We start from the raw sequence: 19,263 nt of genomic DNA, 5'->3' as shown, positions 1-19,263 counted from the left end.
GGGACGTGTGCCCTTTCCTCGAATGCCGCGGATCCGCGCCGAGTTCTCCGCCGGCAGGCCGCTGGACCAGAGGCTCAGCTTCTGCCGGCGCGGCGGCCGGCAGTCGGGAACAGGTCCCAGCCGCGATGGCCCAGTTGGTCCGCCTCACCTTCGAGCAGCACGCGGGAGTCTCGGAGCGCCCGGATATTGGCTGCCAACGTCTCGTCCGTGTTGCACGGCGCGCCGCTGTCGGAGCCGTAGACCACGTGGTCACGCGGGACCATGGCGAGAGCCGACGCGAGAGGGGCGTCGTCTCCCGCGTTGGCGGTGTCCAGGTACAGCCTGCCCAGATGCTCGCGGATCTCCTCCCGGGTGATGTTCTGCGCGTTGGGCACCCAAGGCTCCGCTCCCAACTGTCCGAGCCGTCCGGACAGTGCGGGTAGGGCTCCCCCCGCGTGGGCGAGGATCAACGTCAGGTCGGGGTAGCGGCGGAGCACCCCGGCGTAAAGCATGTCGACGACGCTCCGGGCGGTCTCGAACGCCACGTCCATCATGACGGCGGGAAGGCCGAGTTGGGGCGGCGCGATGGTGTTCGGGTGGGCGAAGACCACCGCACGGCGGCGGTTCAGCTCGGCCCACACCGGTTCCAGCCGCTCGTCGCCGAGGAACACCCCGTTGTACCGGGCGCTCACCGCGTATCCGTCGGCGTGCAGATCCGATCGGGCCCGTTCGATCTCGGTCAGTGCCGCCTCGGGGTCGTCGGTGGGGAGCGCCGCCAACAGCCCGAACCGGGTCGGATGGTCCGCGACGATCTTCGCTCCGTAGTCGTTGGAATCGCGCAACGCCTGCAGTGAGGGGACGTGGGTGTTGCTGAGCAGTTGCATGGCGGTACCGGTCCGGTCCATGTGGTCCAAGGCGGACTCCGGACTCCAGTCGTACGGCTGCTGCGCCAGAAACCGTTGCGCGCGCAGGCCTTCCCACTGCTTGAGCCGCTGCTCTTCGGTGACCGGCGGGGCGAAATGCGCGTGCACATCCACCCACCCCTTGACCAACGTCATGCCTTCATTCCTTTCGGCGAGCGCTGATGCGAGCGAATTTCCCCCGTTTCCCATGCCCCAGTCGTGGTTCGCTCTCCACGCGGCCAGGCGACGGCACGAGCACGAATTCCTCAGTCGTGCACGCACCTGGAAGGGTTCGCGTGATCGATGTGGAAAACAGAACTGCAGGAGATGGGCACGGTGCCGGCATGGGCCGACGTCTGCGAGAAGACGACGGCCGAGCCGCACAGCACTGCGACCATCACGGTGGTTGCGACACTGCGTAGAACTGAACTCACGACTGCTCCATCGAGCCGAGAATCGACGTCGTGCCTGTTTCGTTTCCCGTCAGACACACGTACGCCACCACCGAGAAGGCGGTACGGACAACGCCTTCATTCTTGGACGGGACGGCTCCACACCCGGCTGTCCTTTCTGGCGGTTCCGCCTGCCCGAAAGAGCAGTCTGACCGGCCGCATCACACGCGCCCCGGGCCGGGTCTGACGCATTGAACCGCGGACAGCGACGATCAGTGGCGGTGGCGGTGGCGGTGGCGGTGGCGGTGGCGGTGGCGGTGGCGGCACCATAGGTCACCGCGGCGATCCCGTGCACCGCGATCGCCACCGAACCCGGACCGGGCGGGATCCCGGCGACGGGAAGGTCGAGGGACCCACCGGAGCATCTGGCGAGGGCCGGGAAGCGATCCGTCTGAGGGCTCCGCCGCCCCCGCTGGCAGCAGCCCGCTTCAAGGCGCCTCGGGTACGACGGGATCCTCGGACACCGATCCGCAGCGACCTACGGCTCACACATCTGCCCCCCATCTCTCAGCAAGGGGCGGTGACCACTGGTGGCGGTCCCGTTGATGGTCCGCTAGGTCAGCATCGGTGCACTCCGCCGTGCCACCCGGCTGCCGCCGCTACCGACGAGCAGGAGACGGTCCGGCCACCCTCCAGGGAGTACGAGGCGACCTGTCATGTCGGCCGCCTGCCGGACATGGCCAAGTGGGTCTGCAGGCCGGCACAGGGAGCAGAACGGTCCAACCGCCCTCGCCCTCCGCCCCTCGGCTTCCACCCACCTTGCACCACGAGTCAGAGAAACAGCAGGTCAGGGGCGCTCCAACGCGCCGCCCCGATCTCCTGTCCCTATACGGAGGCCCCTCGCTGACGCACATCCGCTACGCTGTCCCTGGTCAGTCGTTGGTACGTCGCGTTGTCCGCTCAGGTAGCGCTGCGGCACCCTTCGAACCACGTCTGACCAGCGGGCTTGTACGCCTCGTCGAAGATCCACACCCTGGATTTTCAACAAGGTTTTCTACAAGCCCCCGCCTTCGTAGCTCAGGGGATAGAGCACCGCTCTCCTAAAGCGGGTGTCGCAGGTTCGAATCCTGCCGGGGGCACAACGCATTACCGCTCTGACCTGGGGTTTCTCCCCCAGGGAGGGCTTCTACTCGGCCTCGGGCTCCTCGTCCGAGGCCGTTTGCGTGAGCGGTGTGCGCCAGCAGTACGCCTCCGGGGCATCGGCGAGGTCAGCGGGCGATGAACGGCTCGGTCAGGTGTGGGGTCGCGAGGTAGAGGGTGCCGCCGGCCCGGCTGTGGAGCACCTGTTCCCTTGAGGCCCTTGCCTGCTCAGGGTCCATCTCGTGAGCGTAGGCGAGTTCGGGGTGGAGCAGCTGGATCGCGTGCACGAGCAGGTCACCGGTGACGGCAACCAGTTCGCGGCCGGACGCGACGAGCACGCTCTGGTGCCCGGGCGTGTGACCGGGCGTGGCGAGCACGCGCTCGCCGCTGCGCAGCGGGGTGTCGCCGTCGAGCAGCCGTAGCTGATCGGTCTTCCGGAGCGGGTCGACCACAGAGGAACGCAGCTGCGGGTTGACCTCCTCGATCGCGTCGAGTTCGGCCTGCTGCAACAGGTACTCGGCGTTCGGGAAGAACGGCCGCGTCTGCTCACCGCCGACGACGGCCCAGCCCACGTGGTCGGTGTGGAGGTGCGTGAGCACCACGGTGTCCACGTCGGATGGTTCGATACCCGCATCGACCAGCGAAGCCGGGAGCACCCCGGGCACGGGCGCCCACGAAGCCGCCGGGCTGTCGGCCGGGCCGATCCCCGCGTCGACCAGCGTCACACCCTCGTCGCTGCGGATCGCGAACGCGCGGAACTGGAGCCGCCAGCGCCCGTCGGCGTCAACCGCGCCGGGGTCGAGCTCGTCGGCCGCCGCCCACTGCTCGGTGGTGGCGCCGGGGAACGCCTCCGACCTGGGGGAGAAGAAGGGGCCGGCGCCGTCGGCGAGCGCGATGACGGTGTACGGGCCGACCTGGATGGAAGGGGGCATCCCACAGATGGTGCCACCGGTGGGCGGCCCATGAGCAGGTGGGTGCTCCGGAGTTCGCTCCAGGTCGTGTGCGCCTCGCAGAACTGGCATGCCTCGACCTCGTGCATGCTCGGGCGTCGGCCGCTTCCGTCTCAGCACGGTTCCGTTCAGTCGCGGACAGGGGCCGGCTTGCCCTCCCTTTGTCGCGATGGACCGTGCGGCTGTCCGGGTGCGGCCCGCAGCAGTTCAGCCTGCTGACCTTTGCGGCCTCGCTCCGTGGCCCGATCTCCGCTGAAGGATCCCGAGGACTTCCTCGTCGGCCGTTCCGTCGTCTTCTCCACCGAGGCCCTGCGCGGCCGGGGCGACAACCTGCACGGCCGTTTCAGTCCCGTGCCGCCCCGGCCCGGGACAGGTCCCAGTACGCGGCGTAGCGGCCGGCGCGTCGCAGCAACTCCTCGTGGCTGCCCTGTTCGACCACCCGCCCGGCGTCCAGGAACGCGACGCGGTCGGCCCGGCGCACGGTCCCCATGCGGTGCGCCACCATCACCACGGTCCGGCCCGCCATCAGCTCCTCGATGCCGGCGTGCACGGCCGCCTCGTTCACCGGGTCCAGGGCCGAAGTGACCTCGTCGAGCAGCACGATCGGCGCGTCCTTCAGCAGCGCGCGGGCGATGGAGACGCGCTGCCGCTCGCCGCCCGACAGCAGCGCCCCGCCCTCACCGACGTCCGCCGACCAGCCGCCGGGCAGCCGCTCGAGCACCTCGTCGAGACGGGCCGCGGCGGCCGCGGCCCGTACCTCGGCGTCGGTGGCGTCCGGGCGGCCGAGGCGCACGTTCTCCTCGATCGTGCCGTCGAACAGGTAGACGTCCTGGAAGACGATGGCGATCCGCGCCATCAGCGCCGCGCTGTCCATCTCCCGTACGTCCACGCCGCCGATCCGCACCGCGCCCGCGTCGACGTCGTAGAAGCGGGCCAGCAGGTGCAGCAAGGTCGTCTTGCCCGCGCCCGACGGCCCGACGACGGCCAGCCGCCGGCCCTCGGGTACGGACAGCGTCACACCGTCGGCGACCGTGCGGTCGCCGTGCCGGAAGGTGACCGCGTCGAACTCGATGTCGTGGCAGGACGGTTCCCGCGGCGCGCGCGGCTCCGGCAGCGGCTTGGTGGTGAGGACGTCGTCGAGGCGGGTGAGTTCGGCGCGGGCGGCGCGGATGCCACCGCTCATCTCGGCGAGGGACAGCAGCGGGTCGGCGCAGCGGGCGGCGAGCACCAGGACCGCGAGCACCTCGGCCGCGCCGATGTCCCCGCCGAGGGCGAGGTACGCACCGAGTGCGAGCAGCGCGGTGAACACCGCCTGCACGGTGACCGCAAGGCCCAGCACACCTGGCAGCGCCGAAAGGGTGGAGCGACGCGAGGCGCGGCTCAGTTCCTTCAGGGAGTCGTCCAGCAAACCGAAGCGCTCGCCGGTGCGGCCGCCGGCGCGCAGCACCGGCTGGGCCTGGAGGTACTCGATGACGCGGCCGGTGGCCTCGCGCTCGCGTTCCACGCGCTCCGTGTCGGTAGCCGTCGTCGCGCGGGCCGTGCGCTGCTGGACCGCGGCTACCAACGGCACAGCGGCCAGGCCGGCAAGTCCCAGCTGCCAGTTGAAGGCGAGCATCACGGCGACGATCGTCAGCGGCGTCACACAGGCGGAGATGAACGGCGCCAGCAGGTGCGCGATCACGCTCATCGCCTGCAACACGCCCTGGCCGGCGAGGACGGACACCTCGCCGGTGCGGCCGGGTTGATACCAGCCGATGGGCAACCGGGCGAGGTGTTCGCCGAGGCGCTCGTACATGCCGTGCAGCATCGTCGTGCCCACGCGGAAACCGGAGCGGTCGCTGACGTACCGCAGCACCGCATAGACCGCGACCGCCGCGCCGAAGGCGGCCAGCCAGGGCCGGGCGTCCTCAGGTGTACTGCCGAAGAGCGCGCGCAGCACGGGCACCAGCAGGGCGTACGACAGTCCCTCGGCGAGCGCGGCCGCCGTCATCAGGGCGACGGTGCGGCGCACCGGCCCGGCGTACTCGTGGCCGAGCACACGCAGCAGTGTGCTGATCATCGGGCCTCTTCCCCTTCCACGACACCGGCTTCCACGGCACCGGCTTCCACGGCACCGGCGTGGATCTTCCAGAATTCGGCGAATGCGCCGTTCCGCGCGAGGAGTTCCGCGGTCGTGCCCCGCTCCACGATCTCGCCGTCGCGCAGCATCACGACGGTGTCGGCGTCGGCGATCGTCTCCAGGCGGTGGGCGATGACCAGCGTCGTCCGCTTCTCCCGGGTCTGCGCCAGCGCCTCGCGCACCGCCCGCTCGGTCTGCGGGTCGGCGAAGGCGGTGGCCTCGTCGAGGACCAGGACGGGGGCGTCCGCGAGCAGGGCGCGGGCGATCGAGATGCGCTGCGCCTCGCCGCCCGAGAGGCGGGCGTCCTCGCCGATCACCGAGTCGTAGCCGCGGGGCAGTTCGAGAACGCGGTCGTGGATGCTCGCCCGGCGGGCGGCGCGGACAACGGCGTCGCGGTCGGCGTGCGGGACGGCGAGGGCGATGTTGTCCGCGACCGAGGCGCGCAGCAGCCGGACGTCCTGGAAGACGAAGGACACCCGCCGGTACAGCTCCTGGCTGCCCACCTCACGCAGGTCGACGCCGCCGAGGAGCACGGAGCCGTGCGTCGGGTCGTAGAACCGCGGCAGCAACTGCACCAGCGTGGACTTGCCGCTGCCGGACGGCCCGACCACGGCCGTGATCGTCCCCGGCTCCAGCACCAGGTCGACACCGCGCAGCACCTCGCGCCCGGCCGCGGCACCCTCGTACCCGAAGTATCCGAAGCGGACGTCCCGCAGCTCCACCCGGTGTCCCTCGGGCGCCACCGGCCGTACGGGCTCGGGCAGCGACGGCTCGGCGAGTACGTCCCGGATGCGGCCGACGGCGCGTCGCGCGGCCTGCAGGTCGTCGAAGCCGTGCCCGAGCGCGGCCACGGGCGCGGTCAGCCCGAGGCCGAGAAGCATGAAAGGCAGCAGGTCCGCCGGGGCGAGCCCGCCTCCGGTGATCCGGTACGCGCCGCCGACCAGCACCGCCAGCAGCACGAACGGCGGCGACAGCGCCACCTGCATCCCGGCGGCGACCCCGGAAAGACCGCGCACCATCCGGTAGAAGCTCCGGGTGAAGTCGCCCACCGCGGTACGGAACTTGCCGTGCGCCCGCTCCGACCCGCCGAACGCCTTCACCACCGCGATGCCCTGCACGAACTCGACCACCGACGCCGAGATCCGCCCCATCGCGGCGTCGAACTCCTTCTGCTCGCGCAGCCGCGCAGGGGTCATCATCAGCGGCACCAGCGCGACCGCCAGCAGCACGGGGATCAGCGTGATCAGCGTCAGCCGCCAGTCCACGGTGAGGAGGTACCCGAGCGAGACCAGCGGCACCACGAAGGCGGAGATCAGCTCGCCCGGCGTGTGCGCGATGAGCGGGTGCACGGCGCTGACGTCCTCACCCACCAGCTTCGCCAGCTCCCCGCCCCGCCGCCGCGCCAGCCGGCCGATCGGCACCCGCCCCAGCCGCGCGGCGAGTTGCCGGCGCAGCGACAGTTGCACCCGGGTGTCGAGGAGGTGTCCGACGCCGGACGAGGCGGCCGCGAACAGCAGCCGTACGAGCAGCCCTGCCGCGCCCGCGAGCACGACGCCTCGCACGTGCCCTTCGTCGGCCGGCCCCGGCGCCAGCAGCGTACGGCCGAGCTCGACGACCGCGAGGAGCGGCGCCAGGCCGGCGACAGCGCCGATGACCTGCAGGACGACGACGACGGCGAAGCCGCCCGCGTACGGGCGCAACAGACGGGCCACGCCCGGTGGTGGTGGCGCGGTGGTTCCGGTGGAAGTCATGCGCTCACCTTCGCCGCGTCTGCGGCCCGCTGGATTGGAGAAATGTTCCGTCCGGGCGGGCCCGTAGCATGGAGGCATGTCAACTGCCGTGCGCCAGCGTGTCGTTGCCCCCGTGTGGCAGGTCACGCGCCCGGCCCGGCCCGGGCGCGTACCCGGCGTCGTCCTGGCGGGGCTGCGCGACCGCGGCCCGGCTCCGGTCGACCACCGGCTCGACCCGCATCCCGTGCTGACGCTGGCGCTGGCCTGCGGCGAGGCGGCGCTCGGCATCGACGAGGCGACGGGGCGGCAGCACCGCGGCAGCATTGTCACCGGGCTCGGGTTCGGCGTCGGCGGTGCGGCGCGGGTGCGGGCCGCGAACGTCGAGTGGATGCAGGTGCGCCTGTCCCCCGCCATCGCGCGCGCCGTGCTGGGCGTGGGCCCCGCCGATCTGGAGAACTCCGTGGTGGCCCTGGACGACCTGTGGGGAGAGCGGCGGGCAACCCGGCTGCGCGAGCAGCTGGCCCAGGCCGCCTCGTGGGAGGAACGATTCGCACTCGTCGAAGCGTTCCTCGCCCGACTGACCGCCGCGGGGCCCGCCATCGAGCCGGAGCTGGCCTGGGCCTGGGACCGTATCGTCGCCGAGCACGGCCAGGTGCGGGTCGAGGAGCTGGCCGACGAGCTGGGCTGGAGCCGCAAGCGCCTGTGGTCCCGCTTCCACGCGCAGCTCGGCCTGCCGCCCAAGCGCGCCGTGAAGCTCGTCCGCTTCGACTGGGCCGCCACCCGCCTGGCCGGGGGCCAGGAGGCGGCCAGGGTCGCGGCCGACTGCGGCTACGCCGACCAGTCGCATCTGCACCGGGACGTCGTGGCGTTCACCGGTGTGACCCCCGCGACCGTGGCCGGGCAGTCGCTCATCACGACGGCCGACATGGCGTGGGTGGACCATGTGCCACGCCTCTCTGCACGATGGGGCAATGCGCCGGCCTCCCGTTTCGACGTGCCGCACCGGCCACCGCCGCCAACCGGCTGAGAAGCCCGAGGCGAACGAGTTCCCGGGCGGAGTGCGGATGTACGGTCCCGTCACCGGCGCCGGCAGCCCGCTCGCGCCGCCGATGCGGGCGACTCCGGCTGACGGCGGCTTCGTGGGACGGTGCGATCCGGGCATGACCATCTCACTCCGGATGCGCTACCACGGGCCGGTGCCCCTGGAGACCCCCTTGCGGGCGAGCGCTCGAGTCACGGGACCCCACACCTTTGATCATGAATTGCGTTCCACTCCTGAAGCGGGTGTCGCAGGTTCGAATCCTGCCGGGGGCACCACGCATTACCACTCGGGGGTAGCCGACGTGCTGCGCGGGTGCGGGCGGTCACGTCCGACTACCTTGTGACCACCGGCCGTCGCGCTCTTCGCCGGGGATGTGACCTTCATCGCGGTAGTGGAGTCTCAGCACGTTCACCGTTGCGCCATCCGCTGACGACGGTGGCAGCGGCATATCTCCCGTCGACGGACGTCATAGGGCTGTGGGCAGAAGTGCACGGCAGTAAACGCCGCACCTGTGGAGAGCAATATCTGTATCCGTGGCATGAGAAATAGGTGCGGGGCATGGCGAGTATTCCTCGACGGTCGGCCGGAGTGGAATTATCGACCGTGCAGGGCCGATCGCACCGTGCTACTGTCGATCTCAGTTGCAGGTGTGGTTGCCAGAAGGTTCATTTCCGACGGGGTAATCATCACGGCGACACGGAATTCGCACAGGGCGCATTCCTGACACCGTCTCCGAAGGAGAAATGACATGGCTACTGGCACCGTGAAGTGGTTCAACGCGGAAAAGGGCTTCGGCTTCATCGAGCAGGACGGTGGCGGCGCCGACGTCTTCGCCCACTACTCGAACATCGCCACCCAGGGCTTCCGCGAGCTGCTGGAAGGCCAGAAGGTGTCGTTCGACATCGCGCAGGGCCAGAAGGGCCCGACGGCCGAGAACATCGTTCCCGCCTGACACCGGCGCCGACGCATACTTCGCAGCTGGGGCCCGCACCTCTGGGGTGCGGGCCCCAGCTCGCTGCATTTCAGGGCACGAGACGGGAAGGCTCCACCGCATGACCGACCGGTGACACGTACCCCGTCGGTCCGACTCGCCCCGACATCGTTTTCGGCTCGTTTCGAGATTCTCTGCGCCGCTCATCTGCTGCGGGAATTCCTTGCTACGCGCCTCGTCAAGGAAGGTTCCGCATGAAGCGTGCCCACACATCCCGCGCATACGACCGCTTCGGAGGGGGCGCCGGCGCCAACCGCTCCGGTGGTACCCGCCGTTCCAAGGGCTACGGAAATCGACAGACCGGACGGGCCGTGCAGGGCGAGTTCGCGCCGCCGAAGACGATCACGCCCGCGCTGCCGGCCGTCGGGGCGTTCGCCGATCTCGCCATGCCCGCACGGCTGTTGGCCACGCTCGGCCGCGAAGGCGTGACCGTACCGTTCCCGATCCAGGCGGCGACCCTGCCGAACTCCCTGGCCGGTCGTGACGTACTCGGCCGTGGCCGCACCGGTTCGGGCAAGACCCTCGCCTTCGGCCTCGCCGTACTGGCCCGTACAGCGGAGCGGCGTGCCGAGCCACGGCAGCCGCTCGCCCTCGTCCTCGTCCCCACCCGCGAGCTCGCCCAGCAGGTCACCGACGCGCTCACCCCGTACGCCCGGTCCGTGAGCCTGCGGCTGGCCACCGTCGTCGGCGGGATGTCGATCGGCAGGCAGGCCGGTGCGCTACGCGCCGGGGCCGAGGTGGTCGTCGCGACGCCCGGGCGGCTCAAAGACCTCATCGACCGGGGCGCCTGCCGACTGGACGCCGTCGACATCACGGTCCTCGACGAGGCCGACCAAATGGCCGACATGGGCTTCATGCCCCAGGTCACCGCCTTGCTCGACCAGGTGCGTCCCGACGGGCAGCGGATGCTCTTCTCGGCCACCCTGGACCGCAACGTCGACCTGCTGGTCCGCCGCTACCTGACGGACCCGGTCGTCCACTCCGTCGACCCGTCGGCGGGCGCCGTCACCACGATGGAGCACCACGTCCTCCATGTGCACGACGCGGACAAGCATCGGACGACCACCGAGATCGCGGCGCGAGACGGTCGAGTGATCATGTTCCTCGACACCAAGCACGCGGTGGACCTGCTGACCAAGCACCTGCTGAGCAGCGGTGTCCGCGCCGCGGCCCTGCACGGTGGCAAGTCCCAGCCGCAGCGCACGCGGACCCTGGCCCAGTTCAAGAGCGGGCATGTGACGGTCCTGGTGGCGACGAACGTCGCGGCGCGCGGGATCCACGTCGACAACCTCGACCTGGTCGTCAACGTGGATCCGCCCAGTGACCACAAGGACTACCTCCACCGCGGCGGTCGCACGGCCCGCGCCGGCGAATCCGGCAGCGTCGTCACCCTGGTGACCCCTGATCAGCGTCGTGGTATGAGCCGGCTGATGGCCTCGGCGGGCATCACCCCCCGGATCGCCCAGGTACGTTCGGGCGAGGCGGAGCTGAGTCGCATCACAGGTGCCCGGGCCCCTTCCGGTGTCCCGGTCGTCATCACCGCACCGGCCGTGGAACGTCCCCGCCCCGCGTCTTCTTCGTCCCAGGGCCGTCGCGGTCGCCGGGGCCGCGCGGGCCAGGGCCGGCCCGTGGGAGAAGCGGCACGCCGCGGGGCGCAGCGGCGTACCGGCTTCGGCTCGGCCGCCTAGAGCCGCCGTGATCACCAGCCCATCCCTTTCCGGTAGGAGGCACCTATGACGCCGGCTCAGGCGCAGCACCAGGTAGCAGATCCCTCCCCCAGGGCGGTGGTCGACGACAGGGACGTGTCCGGACCTCGGGTCCGTGACGACATGACGGTCGAAGTCGCTCTGTCCCTCATGGCCGGTGCCCGTGTCGATCACCTCGTCCTCTGCGACGGGGACGACCAGAGCGTGGGCCTGATCACCCTGGCCCGGCTCGCCGTACTCCGCGACAGCCCCACCTACACGGACCGGGTCCGTCTGCGGGACGTGCTCGCCGGACCGTTTCACAGAGAAGGGCGTCACGGCCGAGCCAGTCGCGGGTGACTCCGTGACCATCGGCCGCCGCCGCTACCCGGTCAAGCAAGTAGGCCAGGTCATCACCGGACAGGACCGCCGCGACTTCACCAGCGGCGAAGTCGTCCGGGCCATGGCCCGCCTCGGCCTCACCTGCCACCTCAAGACCGCGCCGGTGGGTGTCCGCACTACGCTCCAGACCGCCTCGGCACTGCTCGGGGGCACCGCGTCCCCGGAGGTGTGAGGACAGGCGGAGAATCACCACCAGAGACCCGGTGAGGGCCCTGCCGACGCGCGTCGGCAGGGCCCTCACCGTCGTATCGCCGCCTCGCCGCCTCGCCGTCCGCGCGAAGGCTCCTGAACAAACGCGAAGGCTCCTGGGCCCGTATCGGCCACCGCGGGCAGGTTCTCGCCGCCCACGACGACTTGTTCCACCTGTTATCGCAGGCCACAGGATGCCTGCGACCCCTGCTCACCAAAATCTGCTCTTGTCGGAGTAGACATTGGTTCTCAACGCGGTTAATCTTTTTTCCGTTGACACAGTCAAGCGAGACCCGGCAGACACGAACTGGCGGGTAGCAGTACCTGAAGTTCGCAGGTCAGTGCGGCTCTGAAGCTCCGAAGCCAAGGTGTTCGCAGAACGGTGACGGAGCTGAGAGCCGCACTGGGCAGCCAGCAGATCGAGGGGCTGCCCACAGCATCACTGATGCAGTACCGCAGTACCCGTTCCACCAAGTGGTTGGTTCAGAGGAAGGGCGGAGGAGCAGACGCCGTCAGGATCGCCCGGCCCGGGAAGCTCTCGGTCCGGGTGCCCCAAGTCCCCGGAATGGATGGTGGTCCCCGGTCACGCAGCCACGATCCCCGTACCCCTGCCCTTGCCGGGCCGGGTAGCGGAAACAGAAGGTCGGCAGAGCATCAGGGCCGACAGATGGTGTTTCATTTCCTTCGGGGCCTTGGTGCCGTACGGCACCAGGGCCCCTCGACGCGTTGCACAACGAGGTGACATGGCAGCAGATATTCCACTCAGCGATCGTCTGGACGACGACGACTACCCCGCATACACCATGGGCCGGGCCGCCGAAATGCTCGGCACCACCCCGGCCTTCCTCCGAGCCATCGGTGAGGCTCGGCTGATCACTCCGCTGCGCTCGGAAGGCGGACATCGCCGGTACTCCCGCTACCAACTGCGGATCGCCGCTCGCGCCCGCGAGCTCGTCGACAGGGGAACCCCGATCGAGGCTGCCTGCCGCATCATCATCCTTGAGGACCAGCTTGAGGAAGCTCAGCGCATCAACGCCGAGTACCGCCGTGCCGCGGCCGAAGCGTCCCACAGCCCCGATCCCGGTTCGAGCTGATCACGTCGGCGCGGGCGCGTCGTCCGTCCCGACGGGGAGGGGAAAGGCACCGTTCTCCGCGGGCGTGGACATACATGTTTCTGCATCGCGCCTCTTGGCTACGTCAGCGACCTCGCCTACAGCCGTCGGCAGAATCCATCGACGTTGCAGTTCTGCTTGCATTCACGCCCGTCCGACACCGACCGCCGCCCGCCTGACAGCCCACTCCGGGCTTCGTGCGTGAGCCATGCTCTGTTCGGCCTCGGACTCCGCCTCCGGGGCGGCTTGCGTGAACGGCTTCATCAGGGCGTCCGACGCGGTTGGTGACGTGCAGCTCGGTCAGGATGCGCCTGACGTGGGCCTTGACGGTGCTTCCTGCCGAGCTGGAGTGACGAACTCCTGTGTGGCCGACGGCCGTCTACGATCGGCCGCCATGGACTGGCTGGAGCGGACCGCGAAGTTGAGGCAGTGGACCCGGAGCGGAACCCGCGCTCCGCACAAGCCACTGCTGTTCCTGTACGCCCTCGGCCGGTTCCAGGAGGATGAGGAGGGCGGCCTGCGCTACAGCGCGGTCGAGCTGGACCTGCAGCGGCTGCTGACCGAGTACGGCCCGCCGAACAAGACGACGCCCGCCTACCCCTTCCACCACCTGGTCAGCGACGGCGTATGGGAAGTGCGCACTGATCGTGGGCCCGGCAGCCCCGGAAGCGGGGTGCGGGATCTACGGGAGACGGGTGCCACCGGGCGGCTCGCGCCGGACTTGAGAGCAGCGCTGCGGCGCGAGCCGCAACTGCTCGGCAGGCTCACCCGGTTGCTGCTCGACCTGCACTTCCCGCCTTCGCTCCACGCCGAGTTGTGCGAAGCCGTCGGCCTGGATCTGGAGCCGGCGGAGAGCGAGCAGCTGTCGCCGGCGCGCAGGCAACGGGACCGGCGCATGCGGGAGCTGGTGCTGACCGCCTACGAGTACCGGTGCGGCCATGGTCAAAGGCAGGGGACGACGGTGGATTCAGGCCAGCATCCTCACCACGGTCGCTGCCGCCTACCGAAAACTGGCGGATCTCGATCGATCGCTCCTGGCCGGCCGGCAGGCACTCGTCCTGGCCCGCGAGGCGAGATTCGTCCGCACCGAGGCGGACAGCATCCTGGGGCTGTGCCTCACCTACCAGCAGCTGGGTCGGCACCACGAGGCCCGCAGCCATGCCGAGCAGGCACTGGGCATGGCACGCGATCACTCGTTCCGCGTGGTGGAGGGCCAGGCGCTGACAGCCATGTGTGAACTGGCGGGATCCGAAGCGGCGTACGACACAGCCGTCGCACTCGGCGAGGAAGCCCTGGCCGTCCACCGCCAGACCGGCCATCGCCTCGGTGAAGCCCACACCCTCATGACCCTCGGCCGCGCCCTGCACAAGACCAAGGACGCTGCCGCCGGACCCGCGAGGGACCAGGCGTTGGCCGTCTTCTCGGACGTCGGCGTGCCGGTGCGGGAGTACGGGGATCTCGACTGGTGACGCTTCCATGGCGTGACCGGAGACCTTCAAGAAGCGTCCCCGTCGGTCCTTCACCGCGACGGCCGGTACTCAGCCCACGTCTTGGGTGTCTCCGAGACCTTCACTGCGGTCAACTCGGGATAGCGATCGATCCAGCGGTCGAAGATCCATGCAGCCAAGTTCTCCGCTGACGGAGAGATACCCCCCCCCATCGCCTCATTCAAATGACGATGGTCGAGGGTCTCGTCCACCCACTTCTTGAAGGCGTCGAGCTCGCGGTAGTCACGAACGAACCCCACGTCGGTGAGGTCCTCACGCCGGGCGGACAGCTCCAGCACAACGACGTAGTTGTGGCCGTGCATGCGTGCACAGGGGTGCCAGCTCGGCAGCCGGTCGAGCACGTGGCTGGCTGAGAAGTGGAACTCCTTGGTGATCGTCAGCATGACGGCTCCAGTCTGCCAGCCGGTGTCAAGGCACCTCGCCGGCCGTCCGCCCTGGTCACTGGTCGACCCCTGCACCCTCACGGATGGCCTCGTTGAGGGGGACCCGCGTGAGGAAGCGGTCACGCAGCGAATCGTCGGTGACCAGGTCCGCCTTGCGGGCAACCTCGCGACGGGCCCGGTCAAGGAGCGCGTGCGCTTCCTCCCGTGCGCCCCCAGCTGCCAGCACCGCGGCGGAGTGGTACAGCACCTCCTCCGTACGCAGAGCGGGCATGTCCCCGACCTCCTCCAGGATGCGAACGGCCTGGCGGGCCTGCTCCTGGGCCGCGACTGCCTCGCCTTGTCGAAGCAGGATGCGGCTACGGAGGGAATGGGCGGCGATCTCGCTGCGGATCATGCCGCTGCGCCGGGTCTCGACGCAGGTGGCGACCGCCAGCCGGTCGGCCTGGTCGAGGAGTTCCCCGGGTCCGCCGGCGGCGATCAGCAGGATCTCGGCGTACAGGTTGCGGACGATGGGAACGAGGTTGGCCAGCCAGGTCCGCTCTGTCTCCGCCCATGCGTCGGCGATCAGTTCCAGGGCCTGGTCACGCCCTTCCGGCCGCTGGACGAGGAGGTGGGCGAGCAGCGCCTTGTTGTAGGCGTGCCAGCCGCTGTCACCTCCGCGGTCGGTCTCGAAGTCGAGTGCCTCCTGAAGGACCTCCTCGGCGTCCTCGTACCCGCCGAGGCCCGTGTGCACCTGTGCCAGGTAGTTGAGCGCGATCGGCAACTCGGCCTTGAGCGGTTCGTCGCGCAGCCGCTGGACGCAGCGGCTCAGCCTGGTCAGTGCCTCGCTGAGCTGCCCGCTGTCGTAGAGGGTGATGCCGAGCTGCATCTCGCCGAGGTTGCGCGCGTGCTGGAGCACCGGATCGCCGGTGGCACCGAGGCGTGGATCGGAGGCGTACAGACGCTCGGCATCCCGCAGCTGAGCCAGGCCGTCGGCCAACCGTCGCTTGGACACCTGCCGCCCGTATTCGACCCGGGCCACGAAGAGCGGGACAGGATCGCCGTGCTGCTCGGCCAGTTCCACAGCCGAGCGAAGCTTCGCCAGGGACGGCACCAGGCCCTGGGTCGCCAGCAGGGTCTTGCCGCGCAGGAGCGTCGTACGGATCGCCAGTTCCGGGGTGCCACAGCGTCTGGCCGCTTCTTCGGCCTCGGCGGCCAGAGCGTCGATGTCCGGGCCGCCGACCGGCCGGTGCTGGCCCCGCCAGCGCACCTCGGTCAGGGACAGCAGCAGTTCCACGGCTTGGATGAGCCACTGGTCGCGGCTCTCCTCATGCTCCGGCAGGTCGCGGACCGCCTTGATCACTTCTTCGCAGTGCCGCTCCGCCTCGGCGAAGGACAACCCCTCCATCGCGGCGTCTCGGGCCAGCCCGTAATGTGCCTCGGCCGATGCGAGGAGGCACTCGGATCCGCCGTTGCGGAGGTGGCGGGCGATCTCCAGTCGGCGTTCCAGCGGCATCCCGTCCAGCGGACCGGACGTGAGCGCCGCCGCGATACGGGCATGCCGGGACCGCATCTGCTGAGGGGTCTGCCGACCGTACGCCACACTCCACAGGGCACCGTGCTCGAACCGGTAGCAGTCGGACGCCTCTCCCCGAGCCCACCCGGCAAGCTGTGCCGGCAGGATCAGCCGGTGCCGATCGGCGATGAGCCGCAGCCGCTCCATCACGTCGTCGTGCGGCTCTCCCTTGACATCGGCGACCGTGCGGGACAGGAACGTCTCGCCCTGGGTCGCTCCGATCATGAGCAGTTCACGTTCCTGCTCGGTGAGCAGCCGCAGGCGGTCCTCCACCACCCGCTTCAGGCTGTCGGGCAGATCGACGCCGGGGCCCATGTCGGGACGCCAGTCCTCCAGGCAGAGAGTGACGAACACGGCATGGCCGGCGGTCAGCCGACTCAGCTGCTCCGACAGGGCGGAGGGAGCCTCAGGGTGCCGGGAGCGCACCAACTCGGCGACCGCATCCCGCGGCAGGCCGCCCAACGCCCGTCGACGCAGGAGATCCTCCTTCGCCCAGTCGTGCAGCAGCTCCTCGACCATGGCTCCCGGGCCGTCGGCGTACGCCCCGTCCGTCGTGTGGCTGAGCACCAGACCGAGCGGTTCGCCGGGCAACCGCCGCAGCAACCGGTCAAGGATCAGCAAGCTGCTCGGATCGCCGTACTGGATGTCGTCGATGAGCACGACCGCGGGCGGCCCCTGCCGAACGAGCTCCAGCAAGGCGTCCGCGATCTGCGCGGCAGCTCCCTGCTGGAAGGGCAGCAGACTGTCGAACGGCATCGATCCCGAGGCGAGCGAAGCCTCCGCGACCTCCTTGCCCAGGGTGAACAGCGCCCCCAGTCCCGGCACCATTGCGGACAGCACCTCCGGCGCGGAGCGAACAACGCCCTGCCGGGTGTAACCCAGGAATCTGCGGAAGACGCCAGGTTGCCTGGCCTCCTGCTCCTCGGCCAACCGCAGAAGCACATCGATGACGGCACCGTAGTGAAGCTGCGATCCGATCGAGGGACGGCACCGCACGGATACGACGCGACGGCTGCCCGTTGATCGAGAACTCGTTTGAGTAGCGGCGACCTCCGCCTCGAACGCCCGCAGCAGCGCCGACTTCCCCATGCCCGAGGGACCGTCGATCACAAGTGCCCGGCCGCCGCGCCCTTCGGTTACGTCCGCCATCAGCGAGCGCAGCTCGTCCATGTGCTCCACGCGGTCGACAAACTCGGTCCGCACCACAGCCCCCCGTCTCGGTCATCCGTCACAGAACTTCCGTACCCACAGCGCCACTTGCCGCCCACGGTAGATCATGTGACACGCGTACCCGTCCGTGTCTGGAACGAGGCTGGGGTTCGAACGAGTGAATCCAGCCGTTCGGCGCGGGCGGTCGGTGTGAGGGCGGGAAGGGCACTTACGCATATCGGACAAGCGCTGGCAGGGAGCACCCCGATGCCGAAGTTCCTCATCCAGGCCACCTACACGCCCGAGGGCACCAAGGGGCTGCTCAAGGAGGGCGCGAGTGGGCGTCGCGCCGCCGTCGACCAGGTCGTCACCGGTCTCGGTGGGACGGTCGAGGCCATGTACTTCGCCTTCGGCGAGGACGACCTCGTGCTCATCGTCGACTTCCCCGACCCGGTCTCGATGGCCGCCGTCAGCCTCACCGTCAAGGCCAGCGGCGCCCTCCACACCCGGGCCACCCCGCTCCTCACCCTCGACGAGATCGACGAGGCCACCCGCCGACAGGTCACCTTCCGCGCGCCCGGCGCGTGAACGACAGGGTGGGTGGCGGCGCTCAGCTACCCGAGCAGTTGCCCCAGGCCGCGACCAGGGCCTCGGGAATCTGGGGGATCTCGCCGCAGCCGAGGGGGCCGCGGGGGAAGCTGTCGCCGGCGAGGTAGGTCCAGCCGCCCCCGGAAGTGGTGCGGAAGTACTTGGTGACGCTGCCCTCGTCCTGCATGGCCACCAGTTCGTCGTGCGTGGCCCCCGGGGTGGGTTCGAAGCGGGTGGCGGCGTAGCGGACGCCGTCGCACTGGCCGTAGAAGAACTGTTGCGGGACCGGCCGGATGTGGGTGAAACGGGGGAAGCCGCGACGGTACGCCTCCGTCACGGCGGCCTTCACTTCGTTGCTGACGGTGAGGTTTTGGCAGCCGGGGGTGGGCGATGTGGTCCTGGGCGGGGTCGCGGAGGGGTGCGACGGAGGGGGTGTGGTGGGGGCCGATTTCGTGGGGGCGGCGGGGGCCGAGGTCGAGGGCGTGGTGGTGGCAGGGGTGTTCGAAGGGGTGTCTGCCAACGCGGAGGCGTGCGCGGAGGGGAGAGACGCGGACGGGGCGGCCGAGCCGGAGTGGGCTCCTGACGCGTCTTGGCACCCCGCCAACGCCAGCATCCCGCCCAACACCGCCGCCGGCACCGACGTACCTCTGAGACCGGGCATCGCGCATCCTCTCCCTCGACCGACAGGCCGCTGCCACGACCACAGCCACAACCACAGCCACAGCCGCCACCGACTCGTTCCTAGACACCCGGGACAGCTCTGTGGTTGCAGGGAGAGAGAGACCGGTATGGCGTGCGGACTAGTCGTCTCGCCTGGGACTGAACTTCAGGATGACCCTCTCGTCGTCCGGCCGGTCGAAGTCGACATGGATGTCGCCCGTCTCGACCGTTCCGGTGCCGCCCACCCAGCCCCTCAGCGGCGAGGGTTGGTCGTCGGTCGCCGAGAACTCGACTTTCTCGTCCGTGACGCGGTCCACCGTGAAGGTTTCGGAGATGAACTTGGGGGCGAACCGGATCACGTCCCCATCTCTCACCTCCACTTCACACGTGCGGTCCAGGCACGCCTCGAAGTTCCGCCCGTCCCGCGCCTCCTTGCGTGTCGGAGTCGGCGTGGGGGTCGGAGACGGTGTGGCGGGCGAGGACTGCGACGTCGAGGGCTTGGCCTTGCCCTTGTCCGTCGGCGGAGTCACGGCGCTCCCCGAGGCGTCGCTGTCACCGCCACCGCAGGCTGTGACCATGAGCGCGAGGACCGGTCCGAGCACCCACAGTGCCCGGGACCTCGCGAGAGCCGTCCGACCTCCAGCGGCCTGCGCTTCGTCCATGCGTGTCTTCCTTCTCGGTAGCGATTCAACCGATTCCGGCAGCGATCCGGCCGACGGTTCGCTGATGACGGCATCCTGGTGCAGGGCGCCCGGGACCGGTCCCGGTCAAACCGACGGGCGACGAC

At 69.9% G+C, this 19,263-nt stretch carries 16 protein-coding genes, 1 tRNA gene and 2 pseudogenes; 11 read left to right on the top strand and 8 right to left on the bottom strand.

Annotated elements, in window-relative coordinates:
- Nucleotides 1–74 precede the first annotated feature (74 nt).
- Nucleotides 75–1,037 carry an amidohydrolase family protein gene (locus I2W78_RS22600; protein WP_196462093.1) on the bottom strand — a complete coding sequence of 321 codons (963 nt, stop codon included), beginning with the start codon at nucleotides 1,035–1,037 and terminating at the stop codon, nucleotides 75–77.
- 1,302 nt (nucleotides 1,038–2,339) lie between these two features.
- Between I2W78_RS22600 and I2W78_RS22595 the strand changes: the two genes are divergently transcribed.
- Nucleotides 2,340–2,412: transfer RNA gene (locus I2W78_RS22595), tRNA-Arg, on the top strand.
- A gap of 129 nt (nucleotides 2,413–2,541) precedes the next feature.
- On the opposite strand, the gene I2W78_RS22590 is transcribed toward I2W78_RS22595, so the two are convergent.
- Nucleotides 2,542–3,345 (bottom strand): MBL fold metallo-hydrolase, encoded by an 804-nt coding sequence (locus tag I2W78_RS22590; RefSeq protein WP_196462092.1) that lies wholly within the window; start codon nucleotides 3,343–3,345, stop codon nucleotides 2,542–2,544.
- 252 nt (nucleotides 3,346–3,597) lie between these two features.
- Between I2W78_RS22590 and I2W78_RS40650 the strand changes: the two are divergent.
- A pseudogene (locus I2W78_RS40650) lies at nucleotides 3,598–3,705 on the top strand (adenosylhomocysteinase); the annotation flags it as partial.
- A 1-nt stretch (nucleotide 3,706) separates the two neighbouring features.
- Here I2W78_RS40650 and I2W78_RS22585 read toward each other — a convergent pair.
- Together I2W78_RS22585 and I2W78_RS22580 are read right to left on the bottom strand one after the other, a co-directional pair.
- Nucleotides 3,707–5,422, bottom strand: a complete 1,716-nt coding sequence (locus tag I2W78_RS22585) for an ABC transporter ATP-binding protein (protein WP_196462091.1) — start codon at nucleotides 5,420–5,422, stop codon at nucleotides 3,707–3,709.
- Entirely contained in the window at nucleotides 5,419–7,233 is a 1,815-nt protein-coding gene (locus I2W78_RS22580; RefSeq protein ID WP_196462090.1) for an ABC transporter ATP-binding protein, read from the bottom strand. Before I2W78_RS22580 ends, I2W78_RS22585 begins: the two co-directional genes overlap by 4 nt.
- A gap of 76 nt (nucleotides 7,234–7,309) precedes the next feature.
- On the opposite strand from I2W78_RS22580, the gene I2W78_RS22575 reads away from it, so the two are divergent.
- From I2W78_RS22575 to I2W78_RS41725, 8 genes and pseudogenes are all read left to right on the top strand, one after another.
- Nucleotides 7,310–8,239, top strand: a complete 930-nt coding sequence (locus I2W78_RS22575; protein ID WP_196462089.1) for a helix-turn-helix domain-containing protein — start codon at nucleotides 7,310–7,312, stop codon at nucleotides 8,237–8,239.
- Nucleotides 8,240–9,002: 763 nt separating this feature from the next.
- Nucleotides 9,003–9,206 (top strand): cold-shock protein, encoded by a 204-nt coding sequence (locus tag I2W78_RS22570; protein WP_028799214.1) that lies wholly within the window; start codon nucleotides 9,003–9,005, stop codon nucleotides 9,204–9,206.
- 233 nt (nucleotides 9,207–9,439) lie between these two features.
- Nucleotides 9,440–10,933 carry a DEAD/DEAH box helicase gene (locus I2W78_RS22565; RefSeq protein WP_196462088.1) on the top strand — a complete coding sequence of 498 codons (1,494 nt, stop codon included), beginning with the start codon at nucleotides 9,440–9,442 and terminating at the stop codon, nucleotides 10,931–10,933.
- A gap of 45 nt (nucleotides 10,934–10,978) precedes the next feature.
- Nucleotides 10,979–11,290 carry a CBS domain-containing protein gene (locus I2W78_RS22560; RefSeq protein WP_196462087.1) on the top strand — a complete coding sequence of 104 codons (312 nt, stop codon included), beginning with the start codon at nucleotides 10,979–10,981 and terminating at the stop codon, nucleotides 11,288–11,290.
- Nucleotides 11,259–11,504, top strand: a pseudogene (locus I2W78_RS22555) (SCO5918 family protein); the annotation flags it as partial. The gene I2W78_RS22560 and the pseudogene I2W78_RS22555, both read left to right, overlap by 32 nt.
- Nucleotides 11,505–12,264: 760 nt before the next feature.
- Nucleotides 12,265–12,615 carry a helix-turn-helix domain-containing protein gene (locus I2W78_RS22550; RefSeq protein ID WP_196462086.1) on the top strand — a complete coding sequence of 117 codons (351 nt, stop codon included), beginning with the start codon at nucleotides 12,265–12,267 and terminating at the stop codon, nucleotides 12,613–12,615.
- A gap of 412 nt (nucleotides 12,616–13,027) precedes the next feature.
- Nucleotides 13,028–13,870 (top strand): restriction endonuclease, encoded by an 843-nt coding sequence (locus tag I2W78_RS41730; RefSeq protein ID WP_374222693.1) that lies wholly within the window; start codon nucleotides 13,028–13,030, stop codon nucleotides 13,868–13,870.
- Complete coding sequence (locus I2W78_RS41725) at nucleotides 13,863–14,102, top strand: hypothetical protein (RefSeq protein WP_374222692.1); 240 nt, start codon at nucleotides 13,863–13,865, stop codon at nucleotides 14,100–14,102. Before I2W78_RS41730 ends, I2W78_RS41725 begins: the two co-directional genes overlap by 8 nt.
- 50 nt (nucleotides 14,103–14,152) lie before the next feature.
- On the opposite strand, the gene I2W78_RS22540 is transcribed toward I2W78_RS41725, so the two are convergent.
- Complete coding sequence (locus I2W78_RS22540; RefSeq protein WP_196462084.1) at nucleotides 14,153–14,524, bottom strand: 6-pyruvoyl trahydropterin synthase family protein; 372 nt, start codon at nucleotides 14,522–14,524, stop codon at nucleotides 14,153–14,155.
- Nucleotides 14,525–14,579: 55 nt separating this feature from the next.
- The gene (locus I2W78_RS22535) at nucleotides 14,580–17,282 is read right to left on the bottom strand and encodes an AAA family ATPase (RefSeq protein ID WP_307783740.1); all 2,703 of its coding nucleotides are present in this window, start codon (nucleotides 17,280–17,282) and stop codon (nucleotides 14,580–14,582) included.
- Between the two features lie 213 nt (nucleotides 17,283–17,495).
- Between I2W78_RS22535 and I2W78_RS22530 the strand changes: the two genes are divergently transcribed.
- Nucleotides 17,496–17,816 carry a GYD domain-containing protein gene (locus I2W78_RS22530; protein WP_196462083.1) on the top strand — a complete coding sequence of 107 codons (321 nt, stop codon included), beginning with the start codon at nucleotides 17,496–17,498 and terminating at the stop codon, nucleotides 17,814–17,816.
- Nucleotides 17,817–17,838: 22 nt separating this feature from the next.
- Here I2W78_RS22530 and I2W78_RS22525 read toward each other — a convergent pair whose 3' ends face one another.
- Nucleotides 17,839–18,153 (bottom strand): hypothetical protein, encoded by a 315-nt coding sequence (locus I2W78_RS22525; RefSeq protein WP_196462082.1) that lies wholly within the window; start codon nucleotides 18,151–18,153, stop codon nucleotides 17,839–17,841.
- Between the two features lie 463 nt (nucleotides 18,154–18,616).
- On the bottom strand, nucleotides 18,617–19,138 hold the full coding sequence (locus I2W78_RS22520; protein WP_196462081.1) for a hypothetical protein: 522 nt from the start codon (nucleotides 19,136–19,138) through the stop codon (nucleotides 18,617–18,619).
- Nucleotides 19,139–19,263: the final 125 nt, after the last annotated feature.

The organism is Streptomyces spinoverrucosus, from assembly GCF_015712165.1.
GTDB classification, from domain to species: domain Bacteria; phylum Actinomycetota; class Actinomycetes; order Streptomycetales; family Streptomycetaceae; genus Streptomyces; species Streptomyces spinoverrucosus_A.
This window is presented reverse-complemented; position numbering and strand designations above follow the sequence as displayed.